Source organism: Acidipropionibacterium jensenii DSM 20535 (genome assembly GCF_000425285.1).
GTDB lineage: Bacteria > Actinomycetota > Actinomycetes > Propionibacteriales > Propionibacteriaceae > Acidipropionibacterium > Acidipropionibacterium jensenii.
Genome location: NZ_AUDD01000004.1, coordinates 22,687 through 39,394, shown reverse-complemented (window position 1 = coordinate 39,394; position 16,708 = coordinate 22,687). Strand labels below are relative to the sequence as shown.

Genomic DNA, 16,708 nt, shown 5'->3' with positions numbered 1-16,708 from the left:
TTCTTCTTGTGATGCTCTCCCTCCAGTGCGACCGGGGGCGCGGACAACTCAGAGATCCGCATCATGCTCGAAGCACGATTGCCGGAAACGCGATCCCGAACGGTGTTCGGAATGTCAGGCCGCGCAGGAATCCCGGGAGTCCAGGACCTCGTGATGGCCTGAGTCGTCCTCACAGCCCGGAGGTGAAGACCCCGGTGACCACATTGATCGCACTGGCGAGGATGACCAGGGCGAAGAGATAGGACAGCAGGCAGTGCCTCAGGACCACCGCCCAGACCCGCGAGTTCGTCACGGCGGTGTCGGAGACCTGGTAGGTCATCCCCAAGTTGTAGCTGAAGTAGTAGAAGTCGCGGTAGGACGGAGGGTCGTCCTGGTTGAAGTCGATCCCGCCGGACTCGCGGGTGCCGTCCGGTCCTGTCCGGTAGTACTCGTAGGCGTACCGGGCCGCGTACATCGCGTGCAGACCGAACCACTGCATGAAGACCACGGCCAGGGTCAGCGCGGCCGCTGCGACCCGCTTGCCACCGGGTCTCCGACCCGTCCCAGCAGAAGGGTCGCTGTGACACCGGCCACGATGAGGGCCACGATCACGATCTCCTCGGCCACCGGCCGGAACTCCTCGCGACGGGCATGCTCCCTGGTGCCTGCTGGCCCGATCGGCCACAGCGCCAGCCAGTTCGCCACGGCGAACCAGACCGACTGGGCCGTGAGCCCCCACAGCAGCCCCCAGGCCCGCCCCCGAGCCATCCGGTCAGCCCTCCGACGACCAGGCCGGCCACCACGGCCGCCACCATCCGGGACACCGCCCCGTGGGCTCCGACGGGCTCACGGCCCTGTTGCGAGTGCACCACCCGTCTCCTCTTTTGCCCCGGTGGCCCGACACCGCCCCCCGGGGAACGAGTCCGTCTCAGCTGATGATGCCGAACTGGTAGTGCTGGGACTTCAACCAGGCGATGATGCTCGGCATCGCCTCGGCGGTCCGCTCCTTGTTGTCATGGTTGAGCAGCACGACGACCCGCGGGTTCCCGGCCTCGGCAATGGACTTCTTGACCATCGCCAGATAGCCCGGGACCGTTGTCGGCATCTGCGCATCGGCGTCCCCGCTCATGGCGTTCCAGTCGATGGGAACGACACCCCGACGGGCCAGCTCCGCATCGGCCTGACCCAGATGGCTCCACGACATGTGGCCACCCGGGTAGCGGAACCCGGACTCGGCGTATCCCGACCCGAGAATCGCCCTGGCCTGAGCCAGTGCCCAGTCGTAGTCGCAGGCCACGTGGGTGGCCCGCTGGGCGGCGTCGCCCTTGAACAGATACCGGTAGTCGTGGCTGTAGGAGTGCACTCCCAGGCCGTTGCCGTCCCTCAGGGACCGTCGCAGCAGGTCCACGGGGACCCCCTGCATCTGAGGAGTGATCATGAAGAAGGTGGCCGGCACTCCGCCCTTCTCGAGATTCGTCAGCTCCTGCGCCGTGACGGTCTTGTCAGGCCCGTCGTCGAAGGTGAGGAAGACCAGCTTGCGACCCTTGGGGGCGGTGGCCGGCCTGGTCATCCACTGGTGCACCTCGGAGGCAGGATAGGTCCACCGGTCGGCGACTTTGGAGTGGTTGGTACCGCTCTCCAGTTCCGGCAGGTCAGCCACCACCTTGTCGGGTGCCCTGAAGGTCTTCCACTGCGAGGGCGGGGCGGCGCAGGAGGGATCTGTCACCGGTGCTCCGACTCCGTGCGGACCTGTCGTGACCGACGGCGATCCGGTGGCTGAACCGGAGGGACGGGGGGATCCACCGGCCGATGTGCTGGCAGCGGGAGTGGTCGCGGGGGCTGTCGCCGTGGTGCTCGAGGAGCAGCCGGTGAGCGCCAGGGCCGCCACGGTGAGTGCTCCGACCAGCGCCGACAGCTGAGTCCGTGCCCGACCTGGACGGGAGGGGGTGGGGCGAACTGGGTGCGACTGGACCGAGTGCAACCGGACTGGACGTGACATGTGTGCCTTCCTGACCGTCACCTGAACGCAGATGACGACACCACACTATGCCGCTGCTGAGAATCATTCTCTCCTGCCCCGGAGCAGTCCCTCCCCTCCCCCGCCGGGCACAGCGACGGCGACAGTGTTCACCCGATCCCCACGTCGTCACCGGGCAACGGCCGGGTCAGCGCGGGTGGGCCAGATTGGTCCGCAGGCCGGCCATCTGGATGACCCGCTGAATGATCAGATCCCGCTGCTCGGGTCGCCCGACGTAACGGATCACCCTCAGCCCCTGGTCCTGGGCGGCGGACTCGAAGATGAAGTGACCGAACCCGAGCAGTCGCCCGAGGAAGGGCTGCTCGACCGAGATGTCGAGGATCCGGGTCATCGGCATGGTCGCCAGGTGTTGGTTGAACACCCCGTGCACCCGGAACACCCGCATGTTGGTGATGACGAATCGATCCATGTGGACCCGGAACATCCTCACCACCGCCCACACGTCGATCACCAGCCCCAGCAGCAGGAACAACCACCACGCGGCCCCGGTGACAATCATCGCGAGGAAGCACACCACACTGGCGGCCAGTCCGCAGATCGGCAGGACGAGTGTCCACCAGTGTTTGACGACCTCATCGATGATGAACTCGCCCTCGCTGGCGAGCAGGTGGCGGTCCACCTCGGGATCGACGAACCGCCGCAACGTCCTCAGCACCGAAGGCACGGCACCAGGGTCATCGTCCCAGTGCCCTGATGAACCCGAAGATCCCACTGAAGAATCCACGGACCACGTCGGCGGTGCCCTCGGGGTCGGTGAAGATGTAGTAGAGGGCGAAGGCCACCAGGAACACCGCGATGGTCGTCGTCAGGAACTTCTTCACGTTCGTCTCCTCGGCTGAGGATCCCGGCTCTCGGGATCGAGGCATGTCGCCACACGTGCTGACGCACTCTCCCAGACATGCTGACCTACCGACCCGCCCCCGCGCCAGCCGCAACGCCGGGCGTGTCGCACATCCCGCCGTGCGGGCCCCGCACACCCCCTTGTCCCAGCCCGCACCCCGGTGTCGATCTTCACCGGGAGGGTGGAAAGATATGAGATATGGAGAACTTCAACAACGATCCTTTCGCGTGCATCGACCACGTCGGCTACGCCGTCAAGGACATGGACGAGGCCATCAAGTTCCACACCGAGGTGCTGGGCTTCCACGTGCTGCTGCGTGAGAAGAACCCGGGTCACGGCGTCGAGGAGGCGATGATCGCCACCGGTAAGCGCGGCGAGGAGAGCACCGTCGTCCAGCTTCTGGCGCCCCTCGGCGAGGACAGCACCATCGCCAAGTACATCGCCAAGAACAAGAACATGATTCAGCAGGTGTGCTACCGCACCTACGACATCGACAAGACGATCGCCACCCTCAAGGAGCGCGGCGCCCGGTTCATCTCCGATGAGCCCTCGCTCGGCACCGCCGGTTCCCGCGTGGTCTTCCTCCACCCGAAGTGCACCGGTGGAATCCTCGTCGAGATCACCGAGCCCCCGGCCGGTGGCATGCCCTACAAGGACTGAGATCGGCGACGCAGCCATCTGACCGACGGCGGAGGATCCCTCGCGGATCCTCCGCCGTTGTCCGTCTGCACGGACTCCCTGGCCAGGTGTGGTCAATGATGTCCACCCCAGCCCGTCACGGCCGAACCTGCGGTCCACATTGGTAGCGTGGGGTCCGTACAGATGGCATCGGAAGGAGTCCGTGGTGAGCGATCCAGTCACGCCTGGAAGCGAGGATCCCGGCGACGAGGAGACCGGCCTCAATCTCTTCGACGACAGCGCGAGCGCCGCAGGCAGCTTCGCCCACGCGATGTGGGGTTATGACCGCACCAGCGTGGACAACTACGTCCGCGAGATCGAGCAGCAGGTCAGTACCCTCAAGCAGCTCACCCGCCATCTGCGCCATGAGGTCGCCAAGGCCGAGCAGGAGGCCGACAAGTCGGACTTCGCACGCCTGGGGTCTCACGCGACCGGCATCCTCACCGCCGCCGAGACCCAGGCCAAGGATCTGGTGGCCAAGGCCGGCAACGAGGCCGAGCGGATCAAGGAGGAGGGACGCCGGGTCGCCGCCGACCTGCGCTCCGCCGCCCAGACCGAGGCGGACGACATCCGGGTGGCAGGACTGGCCAATCAGCGCGAGCTGCGCGACCAGGCCACCAAGGAGGCCCGGACCTCGGTCGACGAGGCGCGTCAGCAGGCGACCACCATCGTCGCCCAGGCCACCACCCATGTCGAGTCGATCATGAATGACGCCAAGGTCCGTGCCGAGGCCACCCGTCAGAACGCCGAGGCCCAGGCCCGGCAGATGATCGAGGGAGCCCAGAAGGAGGCGGGCGCGCTCACCTCGAAGGCCCGCCAAGACTCCGAGCAGGCCGTCGGTGCCGCCAAGCAGGAGGCCGCGAGCACTCTCGAGAAGGCTCGCCAGGAGGCCGGCAGCACCCTTGAGGCGGCCCGGCAGGAGGCCGGCGCCGCGGTCGAGAAGGCCCGCAAGGAGGCCGCCAGCACGCTCGAGAAGGCCCGCCAGGAGGCCGCTCGACTCACCTCGGCGGCCAATGACCAGGCGACGGCCACCACGACCAAGGCCGACAAGCAGGCCGCCGCGACGCTCGGCAGTGCCCACGAGGAGGCCGAGCGGATCGCCACCGCGACCAGGACGAACCACGATCAGGCGGTTGCCAAGCTCAACGAGCTGCAGGACAAGGGAGCGGCTCACATGCAGGCGGCCACCAAGTCCCTGGAGGAGGCGACCGTCAAGGCGGAGAAGATCCGCGAGGAGACCCTCGCCGAGACCGAGAAGGTGCGTGCCCAGGCGGCTCGCGACGCGGAGAACCGGATCGCGGTCGCCCATCGCCAGGCGGCGATGATGAAGGAGCGTCTCGAGGAGCAGTACGCGTGGCGCAAGGAGCAGCTCGAGCGCGAGGTGGCGGCCCTTCAGCAGCATCGGGAGGCGGTCCTCGCCCAGCTCGGCAATCTGCGCGAACTGGCCGGGGAGGCCGGCAAGGACTTCCCGGGTACCGATCCCTTCGACACCGAGGGCCAGGACGACACGAAGGCCGGGAAGACCTCCGGCACGCCGGCCTCGGACCGATCCGCCAAGGACCAGCCGGGGACCGCGAAGAGCGACGCCGACAAGACGATGATCCGCCCGGCCAAGCAGCAGGCCGGCGAGGACGAGCCCACCACCGTTCTGGAGTAGTCAGCACCGTTCGGGAGTGGTCGCCACCAGTGCGGGGGGCCGGTCAGAACAGCCGGTCCTCCGGGTGGTCCATCCCGCGCAGGGCGTCGTAGTCGACCGTCAGGCAGCTGATCCCGCGGGTCTGGGCCAGCGTCCGGGCCTGCGGTTTGATCTGCTGTGCGGCGAACACTCCGTCGACGTGGTCCCCCAGCAGATGGTCGCGGTTCATCAGGTCGAGATATCGAGTCAGCTGCTCGACGCCGTCGATCTCACCGCGGCGCTTCACCTCGACCGCCACGTAGGTGCCCTCGGCATCACGGCACAGCAGATCGACCGGGCCGATCGGCGTCATGTACTCCCGCCGGACAACCGTCCAGCCCGCGCCGAAGGTCTCCGGGTTCTCGGCGAGCAGTTCCTGCAGGTGCGCCTCGACGCCGTCCTTCTGGAGACCCGGGTCCGCGCCGAGGTCCTCGGTGACATCCAGATCGACCTCACCGATGAGGATCTGCAGGTGATCCCCGCCGGGTGAGTCCACCTCCCACACCTGGCTGATCCGCGAGTCGACCGAGTCCACGGCGGCGGCCTCGTCGGCGGCCGGTTCGCGCACCGTGAGGGTGCACGGCGGGCTCATCCAGTTCAACGGCTTGTAGGCGCGATCATCGGCATGGACGCTCACCGAGTGGTCGGCCTTGACGATGATGAGTCGTCTGGCCCAGGGCAGATGGGCGGTCAGTCGCCCGGTGTAGTCGACCTGGCACTCCGCTATCACGAGTCGCACGAGAGGCGATACTACTGCCCCCGTCGTCCGCCCCGGCGCTCATCAGAGGTGACCCCTGCCGGCCCCGCTATGATCGCAGGCATGGGCCGTCACAAGAGTCGCAGTAGCAGAAGGCTGCGACAGATCCGGCCCCTGGAGCCCTCCTCGCACGCCCACAGCGAGCAGAAGAGGGACGGCGCGCACGTGGTGCGCAATGTCCCAGCCGACCGGGCGGTCAAGACGTACACCTGCCCTGGTTGCCTCCACCCCATCCTCCCGGGGACCCCTCACATCGTCGCCTGGCCCCACGAACCGACCGGTTTCAGCACCGACTCACCGGTCTCCCGACGGCGTCACTGGCACACCGGCTGCTGGAGATCGCGATCATGACACCCACACCCGCCACGACCGAGCTGCATGCCACCACCATCGGGAACGGCGCTGAGACCGTCGTCTGGTGCCATGGGGTCTTCGGCCAGGGAAAGAACTTCACCAGGGTCGCCAAGGACCTGGTCGCCACCGATCGCGACCGGTGGCGCTGCGTCCTGCTGGACCTGCCGAACCACGGTCGTTCCGGATGGACCAGCGAGATCTCCTATCCGCAGATGGCCGCCAGCGTCGCCCGGTCCATCCGCGAGCACTCCCCCGACCGCCCGGTTCACTTACTGGGTCACTCGATGGGCGGCAAGGTCGCGATGCGCACCGCTCTGGACTTCCCCGAGCTGCTCGCCAGTCTCGTCGTGGTGGACATGGCCCCGGTCGTCTCGCCGCTGAACCTGCGATTCGATCCTCTCACCCGAGCCATGGAGGCACTGGATCTCTCCTCGTTGCGGACCCGTACCCAGGCTGAGGCACAGATGTCGGTCGGCGTGCCGGACCCGGTGATCCGCCAGTTCCTGCTGCAGAATCTGCGCCACGACGTCCATGCCCCGGCCGGTCACCAGTGGCACTGGCAGATGAACCTGGACCTGCTCGCCAGCCAGATGGACCAGGTCGCCCAGTGGCCCGACACCCGGGGACGCCACTGGGACGGACCGGTGCTGTGGATCAGCGGTGAGGACTCCCACTACGTCCACCCCGAGCACCAGGCGGCGATGGCCGCCCTGTTCCCACGGGTCCAGCGGGTCCGGGTCAAGAACGCCGGCCACTGGGTGCACGCCGACCAGCCGGAGGTCTTCGTGCAGGTGCTCCACCGCTTCCTCGAGAATGTGTGACCCCTGTCCCTGAGGCTGTCCACCGCGCCCACGGGTCTGCGGGAGGTGACCTCGTAAGCTGGGGCCCATGGTGACTCTCTCTCGTATCTACACCCGTACCGGCGATCACGGCACCACCCGGCTGGTCGACAACTCGGTGGCGGCCAAGACCGATGTCCGCGTCGAGGCCTACGGACTGGTGGACGCCGCCAATGCCGCGATCGGCCTGGCACTGGCTCTGGACCGCGGTTCAGACCCCGAGGTCGGTACCGTCCTGGACAAGCCGGTCCGCGAGGCCCTCGGAATCATCCAGAACGAGCTCTTCGACGTCGGCGCCGACCTGGCCAACCCGCTGGTGGCCAATCCGCAGTGGGAGCCGCTGCGCACCGTGCAGTCCAGTGTGGACCGGCTCGAGCACTGGTGCGATGAGTTCGGGGACGCCCTGCCCACCCTGCGATCCTTCATCCTGCCGGGGGGCAATCCGGTCGGGGCCCAGCTGCACGTCTGCCGGACCGCCGTGCGCACCGCCGAGCGGGCCGCCTGGAGGGCGGTGGAGACCTACGGCACCCAGACCTCCGAGGACCCGAAGGTCACTCCGGGCGGGGTCAACGAGTTGGCGATCACCTATCTCAACCGCCTCTCGGACCTGATGTTCATCCTCTCCCGGGCGGCCAACCGCGCCAGTGACGGGGCCAGCGACGAGGTGCTGTGGGTTCCCGGTGGGGAACGCAACGCCGAGGCCCCCAAGCGCCACCACTGAGCCTCACTGAGGCCCTCCGAAGAGCTGCGCCGCGAGCGTGTCCGGGAACCCCCGAGCCCTGTTGCCGACTCGGGGGTCCGGCACGTCCCCGAACGCAGAAATGCCCCGGTGACGTGACCGGAGCAGCAGTACAGCGGGGGTTCGGGCAGTGAGGGGGGTTCAGGAGTTCAACGGTTCGGCACGAGCGGTTCCGTGACAGTCGGGGCAATGGTTGTCCGGGAGACAGCAGGCGGGCCAACAGCAGTCGGTGGAGGTCACATGCTGCGCGCGGTGAGGTGGTTGGCCTCCCCCGGGGGAGCCGCCTCCAGCCAGCTCATCAGGCCGGTGAGCACACCCTTGTCCACGACGATCTGACATCGGCTCCGCTGACCCGACGCCGCCGTGACCAAGGTGATGACCTCCTGGCTCATCATGAAGGGGATCTGGTCCCCCGGGGTCGGACGGTGGTGCTCGGCCATCTCCAGACTGCTGCGGTGCAGTGCCACGCTGGGAGACAGACAGGGATTGATCGGTCGGTACCACACGAAGTCTCCGGCGCAGTACTGGGCGAGCCCGAGCATCCACTTGCCGGGCCTGGCCTCCGCCGACTCATCGGGACCCAGGGTCCTCAGGCCGCACACGAACACCCCGCGCCGCCTCAGAAGAATCTGGTGGCGGATCAGCAGCCACACCATGGCCATCGCCACGATCGCCACCACGAGCACGGCCGCCATCAGTTCCAGCTGGATGACAGACACCAGCGCCACCTGCAGACTGACGTGAACGGGGCCCATGGCGACACGCTAGACCGAAAAGCCGTGACGTCCAAACGAGAGTCTCGTCCGGACGTCACGGCATGATCGAATCGTCTGGTGGAACTACCACGGTGTCATCTCAGGGCTTCTGCCCCGAGATGTGCTTGGCGGCGAGCAACTGGGCCTGGGCGAGGTGCAACCGGTGGACGTCGTCCTCGGTGTACTCGTCGTTGCGGTCCATCTTGCGCGAGATGACGTCGATCTCGTGCTGGGCGTCCGCGCTGGAGATCTCATCGGACCGGGTGGCGTACTGGGCCAGGATGGAGACCCGCCCGCTGTCGTCGAGGGCCACGTAGCCACCGTCAACGGCGATCACCTCCTGGCGACCGTCGTCGGTGATGATCCGAGCGGCGCAGGGCACCAGGTTCGCGAAGATCGGGGTGTGTCCCGGCAGCAGGCCGATGTCACCCTCGGTGGTGCGAAGGATGATGTTGACCGCATCGCCCTCCCAGATCTGGCGGTCTGCGGCCACCACGTCGACGTGCAACGGCTTGGGAGCCATCAGGCGTCCTTCTTCTGCATCTCGTCCCAGCGCTTCTGCACGTCCTCGATGCTGCCGACGTTGAAGAAGGCCTGCTCGGGGATGTGGTCGACGTCGCCGCGGCAGATCATCTGGAAGGACTCGATGGTCTCCTTGATCGGCACGGTCGATCCGGGCACTCCGGTGAACTTCGCGCCCGTGTAGGTGTTCTGGGAGAGGAACTGCTGGATGCGCCGGGCGCGACCGACGATCACCTTGTCCTCCTCGGAGAGCTCCTCCACGCCCAGAATCGCGATGATGTCCTGGAGTTCCTTGTTGCGCTGCAGGATCTGCTTGACCTGTGTCGCGGTGTCGTAGTGCTCCTGGCCGACGTACTGCGGATCGAGGATCCGGGAGGTCGAGGTGAGCGGGTCGACGGCCGGGTAGAGGCCTCGCGAGGCGATGTCTCTCGACAGCTCGGTGGTGGCGTCCAGGTGGGCGAAGGTGGTGGCCGGTGCCGGGTCGGTGTAGTCGTCGGCGGGCACGTAGATCGCCTGCATCGAGGTGATCGAGTGGCCCTTGGTCGAGGTGATCCGCTCCTGCAGCTGGCCCATCTCATCGGCCAGGTTCGGCTGGTAGCCCACCGCCGAGGGCATCCGGCCCAGCAGGGTGGAGACCTCGGAACCGGCCTGGGTGAACCGGAAGATGTTGTCGATGAAGAGCAGCACGTCCTGATTCTCGACATCGCGGAAGTACTCGGCCATCGTCAGTCCGGTCAGAGCGATCCGCAGACGGGTGCCCGGGGGCTCGTCCATCTGCCCGAAGACCAGTGCGGTGTCCTTGAGGACCCCGGCCTCGTCCATCTCATTGATGAGGTCGTTGCCCTCACGGGTCCGCTCGCCGACGCCGGCGAAGACCGAGGTGCCGCCGAAGTTGTGGGCGATCCGGTAGATCATCTCCTGGATGAGCACCGTCTTTCCCACGCCGGCGCCGCCGAACAGGCCGATCTTTCCGCCCTTGACGTAGGGGGTCAGCAGATCGAGCACCTTGATGCCGGTCTCCAGCATCTCGGTCTCCGGCTCCAGATCGTCGAAGGCGGGCGGATCCCGGTGGATCGGCCAGCGCTCGGAGATCTCCAGGGTTGCCGGATCGGCGTTGAGCACCTCACCGGTGACATTCCACACGTGGCCCTTCGTGACGTCGCCCACCGGAACGCTGATCGGGGCGCCGGTGTCGGTCACCTCGGACCCGCGGCGCATGCCGTCGGTGGGCTTGAGGGAGATGGTCCGCACGGTGTTGTCGCCGATGTGCAGTTCCACCTCCAGGGTGATGGTCTGCTTGTGGTCCATCACCTCGGTCTCGACGTGCAGAGCGTTGAGAATCTCGGGCAGATGCCCGGCCGGGAACTCGACGTCGACGACCGGGCCGATGACCCGGACGACCCGGCCGGTGGCGCCCTGTCGGGTGTCCTCCTGGGTACTGGTCACGGTAGCTGTCATGGCTTCTCTCTTCACTCCTCGGGGGTGGAATCTGTCAGGGCGGCCGAGCCGCCGACGATCTCGGTGATTTCCTGGGTGATGGCGGCCTGGCGGGCCTGGTTGGCCTGACGCGAGAGCGTCTGGATGAGCTGCTCGGCGTTGTCGGTGGCCGACTTCATGGCCCGCTGCCGACTGGCCAGCTCGGAGGCCGCCGACTGGAGCAGGGCGTAGTGGATCCGGTTGGCCACGTAGAGCGGCAGGAGATTGTCCAGCACCGAGGACGCGTTGGGCTCGAACTGGTACTCGTGGAAGATCTCCTCGTGACCCCCGTCACCGCTGTCATCGTCCTCGGGGGCGTCGACCACCTCCAACGGAAGCAGCCGCATCACCCTGGGGGTCTGCACGAGCATCGACCTGAAGTGGGTGTAGACGAGATGGAGCTCGTCCAGTCCCCCCTCCTCGGTCGGGGTGAGGAAGTCGGCGATCAACCGGTCGGCGATCTGACGGGCGTTCTGATAGGTCGGCGCGTCGGAGAATCCGCTCCAGGTCTGTGCCGCCGGCCGGTCGCGGAACTCGTAGTACTGGATCGCCTTGCGACCGCACAGGTAGGTCCGCACCTCCTGGGAGTCGCCCAGGGTGGCGGTCAGCTCCTCGGCAGCCTTGATGGCATTGGACGAGTAGGCCCCCGCCAGTCCGCGATCGGAGGTGATCACGAGTATCCCGGAGCGCACCGGGTTGTCCACCCCCCTGGTCAGCGGGTGGTCCTCGTGGGAGTGCGCGGCCACCGCCGAGACGGCCCGGTTCAGCTCATGGGCGTAGGGGGCGGCCGCACGCACCACTCGCTGGGCCTTCGGCACCCGTGCCGATGCGATGAGCTCCATCGCACGGGTGATCTTCTGGGTTGTCGCGACGGAGTCGCGCCGATCTCGCAGCTGTCTCAGGTTGGAGGCCATCGGTCAGCCCCGCTTGGCCCGGACGATCTTGGCCTGGTCGATCTCGTCGCGATCCATCGGCTCGAACTCCTCATGGCCGGCGAGGTACTTGCCCTCGGAGGTCTTGAAGGACTCCTTGACCTTCTCGATGGCCGCCGCAGCGGTCTTCTGGGAGTCATCGGGGAAGGTCCCGGTCTCCCGGATACCGGTGAGCACCTCGGTGTTGTTGGCCAGGTAGTCCAGCATGTCGTGCTCGAACCTCAGCACGTCGTCGACCGGCACGTTGTCCAGCTTGCCGGTGGTGCCGGCCCACACGCTGATGACCTGGTTCTCGATCGGGTAGGGCGAGAACTGGCCCTGCTTGAGCAGCTCCATGAGGCGCGCGCCACGGTCCAGCTGGGACCGCGAGGTGTCGTCCAGATCGGAGGCGAACATCGCGAAGGCCTGCATGTCGCGGTACTGGGCGAGGTCGATCTTGAGAGTTCCGGAGACGTTCTTCATCGCCTTGATCTGCGCGGCGCCACCGACTCGGGAGACCGAGATGCCGACATCGACGGCCGGACGCTGGTTGGCGTTGAACAGATCGGACTGCAGGAAGATCTGGCCGTCGGTGATGGAGATCACGTTGGTCGGGATGAAGGCCGAGACGTCGTTGGCCTTGGTCTCGATGATCGGCAGACCGGTCATCGATCCCCCGCCCAGCTTGTCGGAGAGCTTGGCGCAGCGCTCCAGCAGACGGGAGTGGAGGTAGAAGACGTCGCCGGGGTAGGCCTCGCGGCCCGGCGGACGACGCAGCAGCAGGGACATCGCCCGGTAGGCCTCAGCCTGCTTGGTGAGGTCGTCGAAGACGATGAGGACGTGCTTGCCCTGGTACATCCAGTGCTGGCCGATGGCCGATCCGGCGTACGGGGCGATGTACTTGAAGCCGGCCGGGTCGGAGGCCGGAGCGTGCACGATGGTGGTGTACTCCATCGCCCCGGCCTTCTCCAGGGAGCCCTTGACCTCGGCGACCGTGGATCCCTTCTGACCGATGGCCACGTAGATGCAGCGCACCTGCTTGGTCGGGTCCCCGGACTCCCAGTTCGCCTTCTGATTGATGATCGTGTCGATCGCGATGGCCGTCTTGCCGGTCTTGCGGTCCCCGATGATGAGCTGTCGCTGCCCACGTCCGATCGGCATCATCGAGTCGATGGCCTTGAGGCCGGTCTGCAGGGGCTCGCGAACCTCCTGGCGGTCCATCACGCCGGCCGCCTGGAGCTCGAGGGCTCGACGTCCCTCGATCCCGCTGATCTCACCGAGGCCGTCGATGGGGTTGCCCATCGCGTCCACGACCCGGCCGAGGTAACCCTCGCCGACCGGAACCGAGAGCACCTCGCCGGTGCCGCGCACCGTGGATCCCTCGTCGATCCCCTCGGAGTCCCCGAGCACGACGACGCCGATCTCGCGCTCCTCCAGGTTCAGGGCGATGCCCATCCGGCCGTTCTCGAACTGGAGGAGCTCATTGGCCATCACGGAGGGAAGTCCGGCCACTCGCGCGATGCCGTCCCCGGAGGTGATCACGGATCCGACCTCTTCGCGCTTGGCCGCCTCCGGACTGTAGTTCTGGACGAAGTGGTCCAGCGCGTCGCGGATCTCCTCCGGACGTATCGTCAGTTCCGCCATTGCTTCTCCTTCAGCATTGACTCGGGGGTCCGGCACCAGCCCGACCACGGGTAGAACATTCTTGGTCAGCCCAACGACTGTCGGGCCTGGTCCAGACGGCGCGCCACGGTGCCGTCGATGACCTCATCGGGAAGGTTGATCCTGGCCCCGCCCAGCACCGACGGATCGACCGTCTCGCGCAGGTCGATGTGGTGGCCGGTGATGCGCTCCAGCTGGTTGACCATCTCCTCGCGCTGGGCGGTGCTCAGCGCGCGGGCGGTGGTCACCACCGCGATCGACGCACCGCGCAGGTCCGCCGACAGCTCCAGGTAGCGTGCCAGGACCTGCTCGTAGTGGGCGCGCCCGGTGGTGGGCACTGCCCTGGCGGCCAGTTCCCCGGTCTGGCTGGTCGACCGGTCGGCCAGCAGCGATCTCACCAGTTCGCGGCGATCGGCGACCGGCCTGTCGCGATCCTCCAGGGCGACCGACAGGTCGAGGTCCCCGAGCACCGTCTGGCGGAGCCGGAACAGCTCCTCCTCGACCTGGTCGGCCTGCCCGGCGCTGACAGCTGTCAGCAGCAGGGCCCGCACGGCCTGGCGCTCCAGTCCTCCTGACAGCCCGGCCGAGGAGGGCCAGCGCACTGCCGCCGCGGCCTCGACGACCGTCAACGCCTCGGCGCTCAGCTGGTCCAACAGCAACTGCGAGGCGAGCTTCTGCCTGGCCGGTGCCGGACTGCCGGCATCGCTCAGTGCCCGGCACAGGGTCGGCTGGGCGTTGAGCAGGTCGACGACCGCGAACAGTTCCTCGCTGAGGTGACCGGTCACCGAGACGCCGTCGAGTGCGGCATCGAGGGTGGCCGTGCGCTCTGCGGCGACACCCCAGTCGGCTGGTGCGGAGGTCATGCCCTGTCCACCGCCTGGGAGGACTTGGCCGGCTGCACCGCGAGCTCGGCGAGGAACCGGTCGACCGTCGAGCGGACCCGCTCGTCGTCGTCCAGGGACTCCCCGACGATCCGGCCGGCCAGATTGGTCGCCAGTCCGCCGATCTCGCGTCGCAGCTCGGCGACCGCCTGGTCGCGCTGGGCCTTGATCTGGGCGCTGGCCTGGGCCGAGATGCGATTGGCCTCGGCCTGCGCGTTGGTCCTCATCTCGGCGACGATCTGGGCGCCCTGCGTCTTGGCGTCCTCACGGATCTGGGCGGCCTCGTCGCGGGCACCGGCGAGCTGAGCCTGGTACTGCTCGAGAGCAGCCCGGGCGTCCTGCTGAGCCTTCTCGGCGCGCTCGATGCCACCCTGAATGGTCTCCGAACGCTCGTGGTACATGTCCTCGAAGCGAGGGACGATGAACTTGGCGCAGGCCCAGGTGATGATGAGGACCAGGACAATGCCGAGGATGATCTCGATGGGGTGCTCGGGCATCAGCGGGCCGAGGTTCACCAGCAGAGCCGTCGGCGGCGCAGTCATGACTGTACTCACGAGGGCCGCAGTCACGAGACGATGAACGCCAGCGCGAAGCCGAACAGGGCCAGGGCCTCGACCACGGCGAAGCCGATGAAGGCAGTGGTCATCATGGCGGGCCGGGCCTCAGGCTGACGGGCGGTGCCGTTGATGACGGCGGAGAAGATCATTGCGACGCCGATGCCAGGGCCCAGCGTGGCGATGCCGTACCCGATGGCGTTCAGAGAACCGCCGATAAGCATGGGAACCATGGAGTGTTTCCTTCCGGATTGTGCCCCGCCGGGGGCGTTTCTCATCTACGTCCCCGGACTGGGGACGAAACTCAGTGTGATCTCAGTGCTCGGCCGAGATCGATGTGGAGACGTACTGCGCGGACAGGACGGTGAAGACGTAGGCCTGCAGGAAGCCGACGAACAGTTCCAGTCCGAAGAGGGCGACGCTGAAGATGATCGACACCACCCCCGTGACGTTGTACAGCGGATTGCCGGCATAGGTGAGGAGATATCCCCCACCGACCAGGAAGATCAGGATGATGAGGTGACCGGCGAACATGTTGACGAACAGTCGCAGGGCCAGGGTGACGGGCCGGGTGATGAAGTTCGACAGGATCTCCAACGGAATGATGAGGATCCACAGGGCCACCGGGACATCGGGGGGAAGGATCGAGTTCTTGAAGAACTTCAACGGCCCCTTCGCCTGGATCCCGGCGGCGATGTAGACCACCCAGGAGACCAGCGCCATGCCGTAGACGTACCCGACGTGCGAGAAGGTGGGAAACATGAAGATGAACAGCTCCCCGAACCAGTTGTTCACCAGGATGAAGCTGAACAGGGCCACGAGATAGGGCAGCCACCGGCGGTACCCGGTGCCGATGATGTCGCGGACCAAGGAGTTGCGGATGAAGTTGTAGCAGTACTCCGCGAAGACCTGCCTCTTGCCCGGCACCACCTTCATGGAGTGGCTGAGCCACAGCCACAGGCCGATCACGATCACCGTGGCGATGATCGCCTGCCAGAAGGGCTTGTCCATCCATGAGACGCCGAATGTCCCCGGATACCTGAAGTCGTCGAGACCTGGGGTGTGGTACTCCAGCGGCACGAACAGCCCGTGGCTCACTTCTTCTCCTTCTTCTCGCCGGAGACAGGGATCTCGGACCCGTATCTCTTCACGATGACATAGACACTTGCGGCCAGGCCGAGGATCATCCCGATCGGAAAGATCCAGTTCTGATGAAGCCAGTGACCGATGAGCCAGCCCAGCCCGCCGTACAGGAGTAGGCCGGCCAGAACATAGCTGAGCACGCCCATCGCGTCATCTGATCCCGAACCGGTGTGTCCCTGGTTCGCGGGTCTGCGCGGCGATGCGTTTCTGTTCATGACGGAATTCACATTAGCAGTTCGGACCCCTGCTGCGGCTGTTCCAACGGGGTGCGCGACACAGGCCGAGGGCTGAATTCTCATCTGTCCTCCGGATCCCGGTAGATGCGCTGGTGCGGTCGTCGTGCCGCGACCACCACTCCGACGGTCCACGTCACGGCGACCCCGGCAAGGGTGGTCACCACCGGCATCGGGCCGGTCCCCAGGCGGGCGAGCAGGTCACCCGAGATGACGGCGGTGCCGAGGACTCCGAGCACCGCGACCTGGAGGACGAACAGGATGAGAGCTCCCGCCATCGATCCGCCGTCGACCAGCAGATGGACCGACCTCCCGGTCCACAGGAAGAGCACGGCGAGGGCGGAACCGATGACCGATCCCACCAGGTCGTCGAGGTGACCGGGGCCGAACAGACCCCACATGCCGGCGCCCACCAGTCCGCCGGCAACAGCCCAGACCAGGGCGGTGCGCATCAGGGCGCTCACCTGGCTGGCGGCCAGGTCCCGACGGGGCGGCCGGTGGGAGGGGGGCCGGTCCGAGGCGGACCCGACTGCGTCGGACCCGCCGGCCTGTGAGCCGGGCCGCTCGGGCTGCTGCGAACCACCGGGACTCTCACGCACGGCCATCTCCATGGTCATCTGTGCCCGTCCCGTCGATCGTGAGTGCCTGTCCACTTCTCGCAGCTGGAAATT

At 66.9% G+C, this 16,708-nt stretch carries 22 protein-coding genes; 5 read left to right on the top strand and 17 right to left on the bottom strand.

Translation table 11 applies throughout. From position 1 onward, the window contains the following. Positions 1 to 169: 169 nt before the first annotated feature. From H590_RS19050 to H590_RS0103250, 3 genes are all read right to left on the bottom strand, one after another. Positions 170 to 478, bottom strand: a complete 309-nt coding sequence (locus H590_RS19050) for a DUF1345 domain-containing protein (RefSeq protein WP_232021015.1) — start codon at positions 476 to 478, stop codon at positions 170 to 172. A gap of 17 nt (positions 479 to 495) precedes the next feature. Beyond that, positions 496 to 747: a hypothetical protein gene (locus tag H590_RS19045; protein ID WP_232020952.1), complete on the bottom strand. Its 252-nt coding sequence runs from the start codon at positions 745 to 747 to the stop codon at positions 496 to 498. A 160-nt stretch (positions 748 to 907) separates the two neighbouring features. Next, positions 908 to 1,705, bottom strand: coding sequence for a polysaccharide deacetylase family protein (locus tag H590_RS0103250; RefSeq protein ID WP_028702433.1), 798 nt, complete (start codon positions 1,703 to 1,705; stop codon positions 908 to 910). 28 nt (positions 1,706 to 1,733) lie between these two features. On the opposite strand from H590_RS0103250, the gene H590_RS19040 reads away from it, so the two are divergent. Further along, on the top strand, positions 1,734 to 1,898 hold the full coding sequence (locus H590_RS19040) for a hypothetical protein (protein ID WP_232020951.1): 165 nt from the start codon (positions 1,734 to 1,736) through the stop codon (positions 1,896 to 1,898). Positions 1,899 to 2,144: 246 nt separating this feature from the next. On the opposite strand, the gene H590_RS0103240 is transcribed toward H590_RS19040, so the two are convergent. After that, on the bottom strand, positions 2,145 to 2,672 hold the full coding sequence (locus tag H590_RS0103240) for a PH domain-containing protein (RefSeq protein ID WP_301456246.1): 528 nt from the start codon (positions 2,670 to 2,672) through the stop codon (positions 2,145 to 2,147). 19 nt (positions 2,673 to 2,691) lie between these two features. After that, the gene (locus H590_RS17125) at positions 2,692 to 2,838 is read right to left on the bottom strand and encodes a hypothetical protein (RefSeq protein ID WP_232020950.1); all 147 of its coding nucleotides are present in this window, start codon (positions 2,836 to 2,838) and stop codon (positions 2,692 to 2,694) included. Between the two features lie 218 nt (positions 2,839 to 3,056). Here H590_RS17125 and mce point away from each other — a divergent pair, with 218 nt between their 5' ends. Together mce and H590_RS0103225 are read left to right on the top strand one after the other, a co-directional pair. Further along, positions 3,057 to 3,518 (top strand): methylmalonyl-CoA epimerase, encoded by a 462-nt coding sequence (gene mce, locus H590_RS0103230; protein WP_028702431.1) that lies wholly within the window; start codon positions 3,057 to 3,059, stop codon positions 3,516 to 3,518. Between the two features lie 184 nt (positions 3,519 to 3,702). After that, positions 3,703 to 5,193: a DivIVA domain-containing protein gene (locus H590_RS0103225; RefSeq protein ID WP_028702430.1), complete on the top strand. Its 1,491-nt coding sequence runs from the start codon at positions 3,703 to 3,705 to the stop codon at positions 5,191 to 5,193. A gap of 43 nt (positions 5,194 to 5,236) precedes the next feature. On the opposite strand, the gene nucS is transcribed toward H590_RS0103225, so the two are convergent. Next, positions 5,237 to 5,950 carry an endonuclease NucS gene (nucS, locus tag H590_RS0103220; protein ID WP_028702429.1) on the bottom strand — a complete coding sequence of 238 codons (714 nt, stop codon included), beginning with the start codon at positions 5,948 to 5,950 and terminating at the stop codon, positions 5,237 to 5,239. Positions 5,951 to 6,315: 365 nt separating this feature from the next. Here nucS and H590_RS0103215 point away from each other — a divergent pair, with 365 nt between their 5' ends. Both H590_RS0103215 and H590_RS0103210 read left to right on the top strand, forming a co-directional pair. Further along, complete coding sequence (locus H590_RS0103215) at positions 6,316 to 7,143, top strand: alpha/beta fold hydrolase (protein ID WP_036980874.1); 828 nt, start codon at positions 6,316 to 6,318, stop codon at positions 7,141 to 7,143. Between the two features lie 67 nt (positions 7,144 to 7,210). After that, positions 7,211 to 7,882: a cob(I)yrinic acid a,c-diamide adenosyltransferase gene (locus H590_RS0103210; RefSeq protein WP_028702427.1), complete on the top strand. Its 672-nt coding sequence runs from the start codon at positions 7,211 to 7,213 to the stop codon at positions 7,880 to 7,882. Positions 7,883 to 8,136: 254 nt separating this feature from the next. Here the strand turns inward: H590_RS0103210 and H590_RS0103205 are convergent, their stop codons facing one another. The 11 genes from H590_RS0103205 to H590_RS19035 all read right to left on the bottom strand — a co-directional run bounded on the left by H590_RS0103205 (position 8,137) and on the right by H590_RS19035 (position 16,636). Further along, positions 8,137 to 8,655 (bottom strand): DUF2550 domain-containing protein, encoded by a 519-nt coding sequence (locus H590_RS0103205; RefSeq protein WP_028702426.1) that lies wholly within the window; start codon positions 8,653 to 8,655, stop codon positions 8,137 to 8,139. Positions 8,656 to 8,755: 100 nt separating this feature from the next. Beyond that, positions 8,756 to 9,178 (bottom strand): F0F1 ATP synthase subunit epsilon, encoded by a 423-nt coding sequence (locus H590_RS0103200; RefSeq protein ID WP_028702425.1) that lies wholly within the window; start codon positions 9,176 to 9,178, stop codon positions 8,756 to 8,758. Next, positions 9,178 to 10,635 carry a F0F1 ATP synthase subunit beta gene (gene atpD / locus H590_RS0103195; protein WP_028702424.1) on the bottom strand — a complete coding sequence of 486 codons (1,458 nt, stop codon included), beginning with the start codon at positions 10,633 to 10,635 and terminating at the stop codon, positions 9,178 to 9,180. Before atpD ends, H590_RS0103200 begins: the two co-directional genes overlap by 1 nt. An 11-nt stretch (positions 10,636 to 10,646) precedes the next feature. Further along, on the bottom strand, positions 10,647 to 11,567 hold the full coding sequence (locus H590_RS0103190) for a F0F1 ATP synthase subunit gamma (protein WP_028702423.1): 921 nt from the start codon (positions 11,565 to 11,567) through the stop codon (positions 10,647 to 10,649). Positions 11,568 to 11,570: 3 nt separating this feature from the next. Further along, on the bottom strand, positions 11,571 to 13,208 hold the full coding sequence (gene atpA / locus H590_RS0103185) for a F0F1 ATP synthase subunit alpha (protein ID WP_028702422.1): 1,638 nt from the start codon (positions 13,206 to 13,208) through the stop codon (positions 11,571 to 11,573). Between the two features lie 65 nt (positions 13,209 to 13,273). After that, positions 13,274 to 14,089, bottom strand: coding sequence for a F0F1 ATP synthase subunit delta (locus tag H590_RS0103180; RefSeq protein ID WP_028702421.1), 816 nt, complete (start codon positions 14,087 to 14,089; stop codon positions 13,274 to 13,276). After that, complete coding sequence (locus H590_RS0103175) at positions 14,086 to 14,649, bottom strand: F0F1 ATP synthase subunit B (RefSeq protein ID WP_028702420.1); 564 nt, start codon at positions 14,647 to 14,649, stop codon at positions 14,086 to 14,088. The genes H590_RS0103180 and H590_RS0103175 overlap by 4 nt, the downstream gene beginning before the upstream one ends. Before the next feature lie 23 nt (positions 14,650 to 14,672). Then, positions 14,673 to 14,894, bottom strand: a complete 222-nt coding sequence (gene atpE / locus H590_RS0103170) for an ATP synthase F0 subunit C (protein WP_028702419.1) — start codon at positions 14,892 to 14,894, stop codon at positions 14,673 to 14,675. 82 nt (positions 14,895 to 14,976) lie between these two features. After that, a complete protein-coding gene (gene atpB, locus H590_RS0103165) occupies positions 14,977 to 15,759 on the bottom strand; it encodes a F0F1 ATP synthase subunit A (RefSeq protein ID WP_028702418.1) in 783 nt (260 codons plus the stop codon). Beyond that, on the bottom strand, positions 15,756 to 16,019 hold the full coding sequence (locus H590_RS0103160) for an AtpZ/AtpI family protein (protein WP_036980871.1): 264 nt from the start codon (positions 16,017 to 16,019) through the stop codon (positions 15,756 to 15,758). The genes atpB and H590_RS0103160 overlap by 4 nt, the downstream gene beginning before the upstream one ends. Before the next feature lie 80 nt (positions 16,020 to 16,099). Further along, complete coding sequence (locus H590_RS19035) at positions 16,100 to 16,636, bottom strand: cyanate permease (protein ID WP_232020949.1); 537 nt, start codon at positions 16,634 to 16,636, stop codon at positions 16,100 to 16,102. Positions 16,637 to 16,708 lie beyond the last annotated feature (72 nt).

Excerpts from the sequence above, each read along its gene's own strand:
- H590_RS19045 (WP_232020952.1), bottom strand. The coding sequence starts at position 747 with ATGGCTCGGGGGCGGGCCTGGGGGCTGCTGTGGGGGCTCACGGCCCAG.
- H590_RS0103160 (WP_036980871.1), bottom strand. The coding sequence starts at position 16,019 with ATGAACAGAAACGCATCGCCGCGCAGACCCGCGAACCAGGGACACACC.
- H590_RS0103215 (WP_036980874.1), top strand. The coding sequence starts at position 6,316 with ATGACACCCACACCCGCCACGACCGAGCTGCATGCCACCACCATCGGG.
- H590_RS0103200 (WP_028702425.1), bottom strand. The coding sequence starts at position 9,178 with ATGGCTCCCAAGCCGTTGCACGTCGACGTGGTGGCCGCAGACCGCCAG.
- H590_RS0103210 (WP_028702427.1), top strand. The coding sequence starts at position 7,211 with ATGGTGACTCTCTCTCGTATCTACACCCGTACCGGCGATCACGGCACC.
- H590_RS0103190 (WP_028702423.1), bottom strand. The coding sequence starts at position 11,567 with ATGGCCTCCAACCTGAGACAGCTGCGAGATCGGCGCGACTCCGTCGCG.
- atpE (WP_028702419.1), bottom strand. The coding sequence starts at position 14,894 with ATGGTTCCCATGCTTATCGGCGGTTCTCTGAACGCCATCGGGTACGGC.
- H590_RS19050 (WP_232021015.1), bottom strand. The coding sequence starts at position 478 with ATGCAGTGGTTCGGTCTGCACGCGATGTACGCGGCCCGGTACGCCTAC.
- H590_RS0103180 (WP_028702421.1), bottom strand. The coding sequence starts at position 14,089 with ATGACCTCCGCACCAGCCGACTGGGGTGTCGCCGCAGAGCGCACGGCC.
- H590_RS0103175 (WP_028702420.1), bottom strand. The coding sequence starts at position 14,649 with ATGACTGCGCCGCCGACGGCTCTGCTGGTGAACCTCGGCCCGCTGATG.
- H590_RS0103205 (WP_028702426.1), bottom strand. The coding sequence starts at position 8,655 with ATGGGCCCCGTTCACGTCAGTCTGCAGGTGGCGCTGGTGTCTGTCATC.
- mce (WP_028702431.1), top strand. The coding sequence starts at position 3,057 with ATGGAGAACTTCAACAACGATCCTTTCGCGTGCATCGACCACGTCGGC.
- atpA (WP_028702422.1), bottom strand. The coding sequence starts at position 13,208 with ATGGCGGAACTGACGATACGTCCGGAGGAGATCCGCGACGCGCTGGAC.
- atpD (WP_028702424.1), bottom strand. The coding sequence starts at position 10,635 with ATGACAGCTACCGTGACCAGTACCCAGGAGGACACCCGACAGGGCGCC.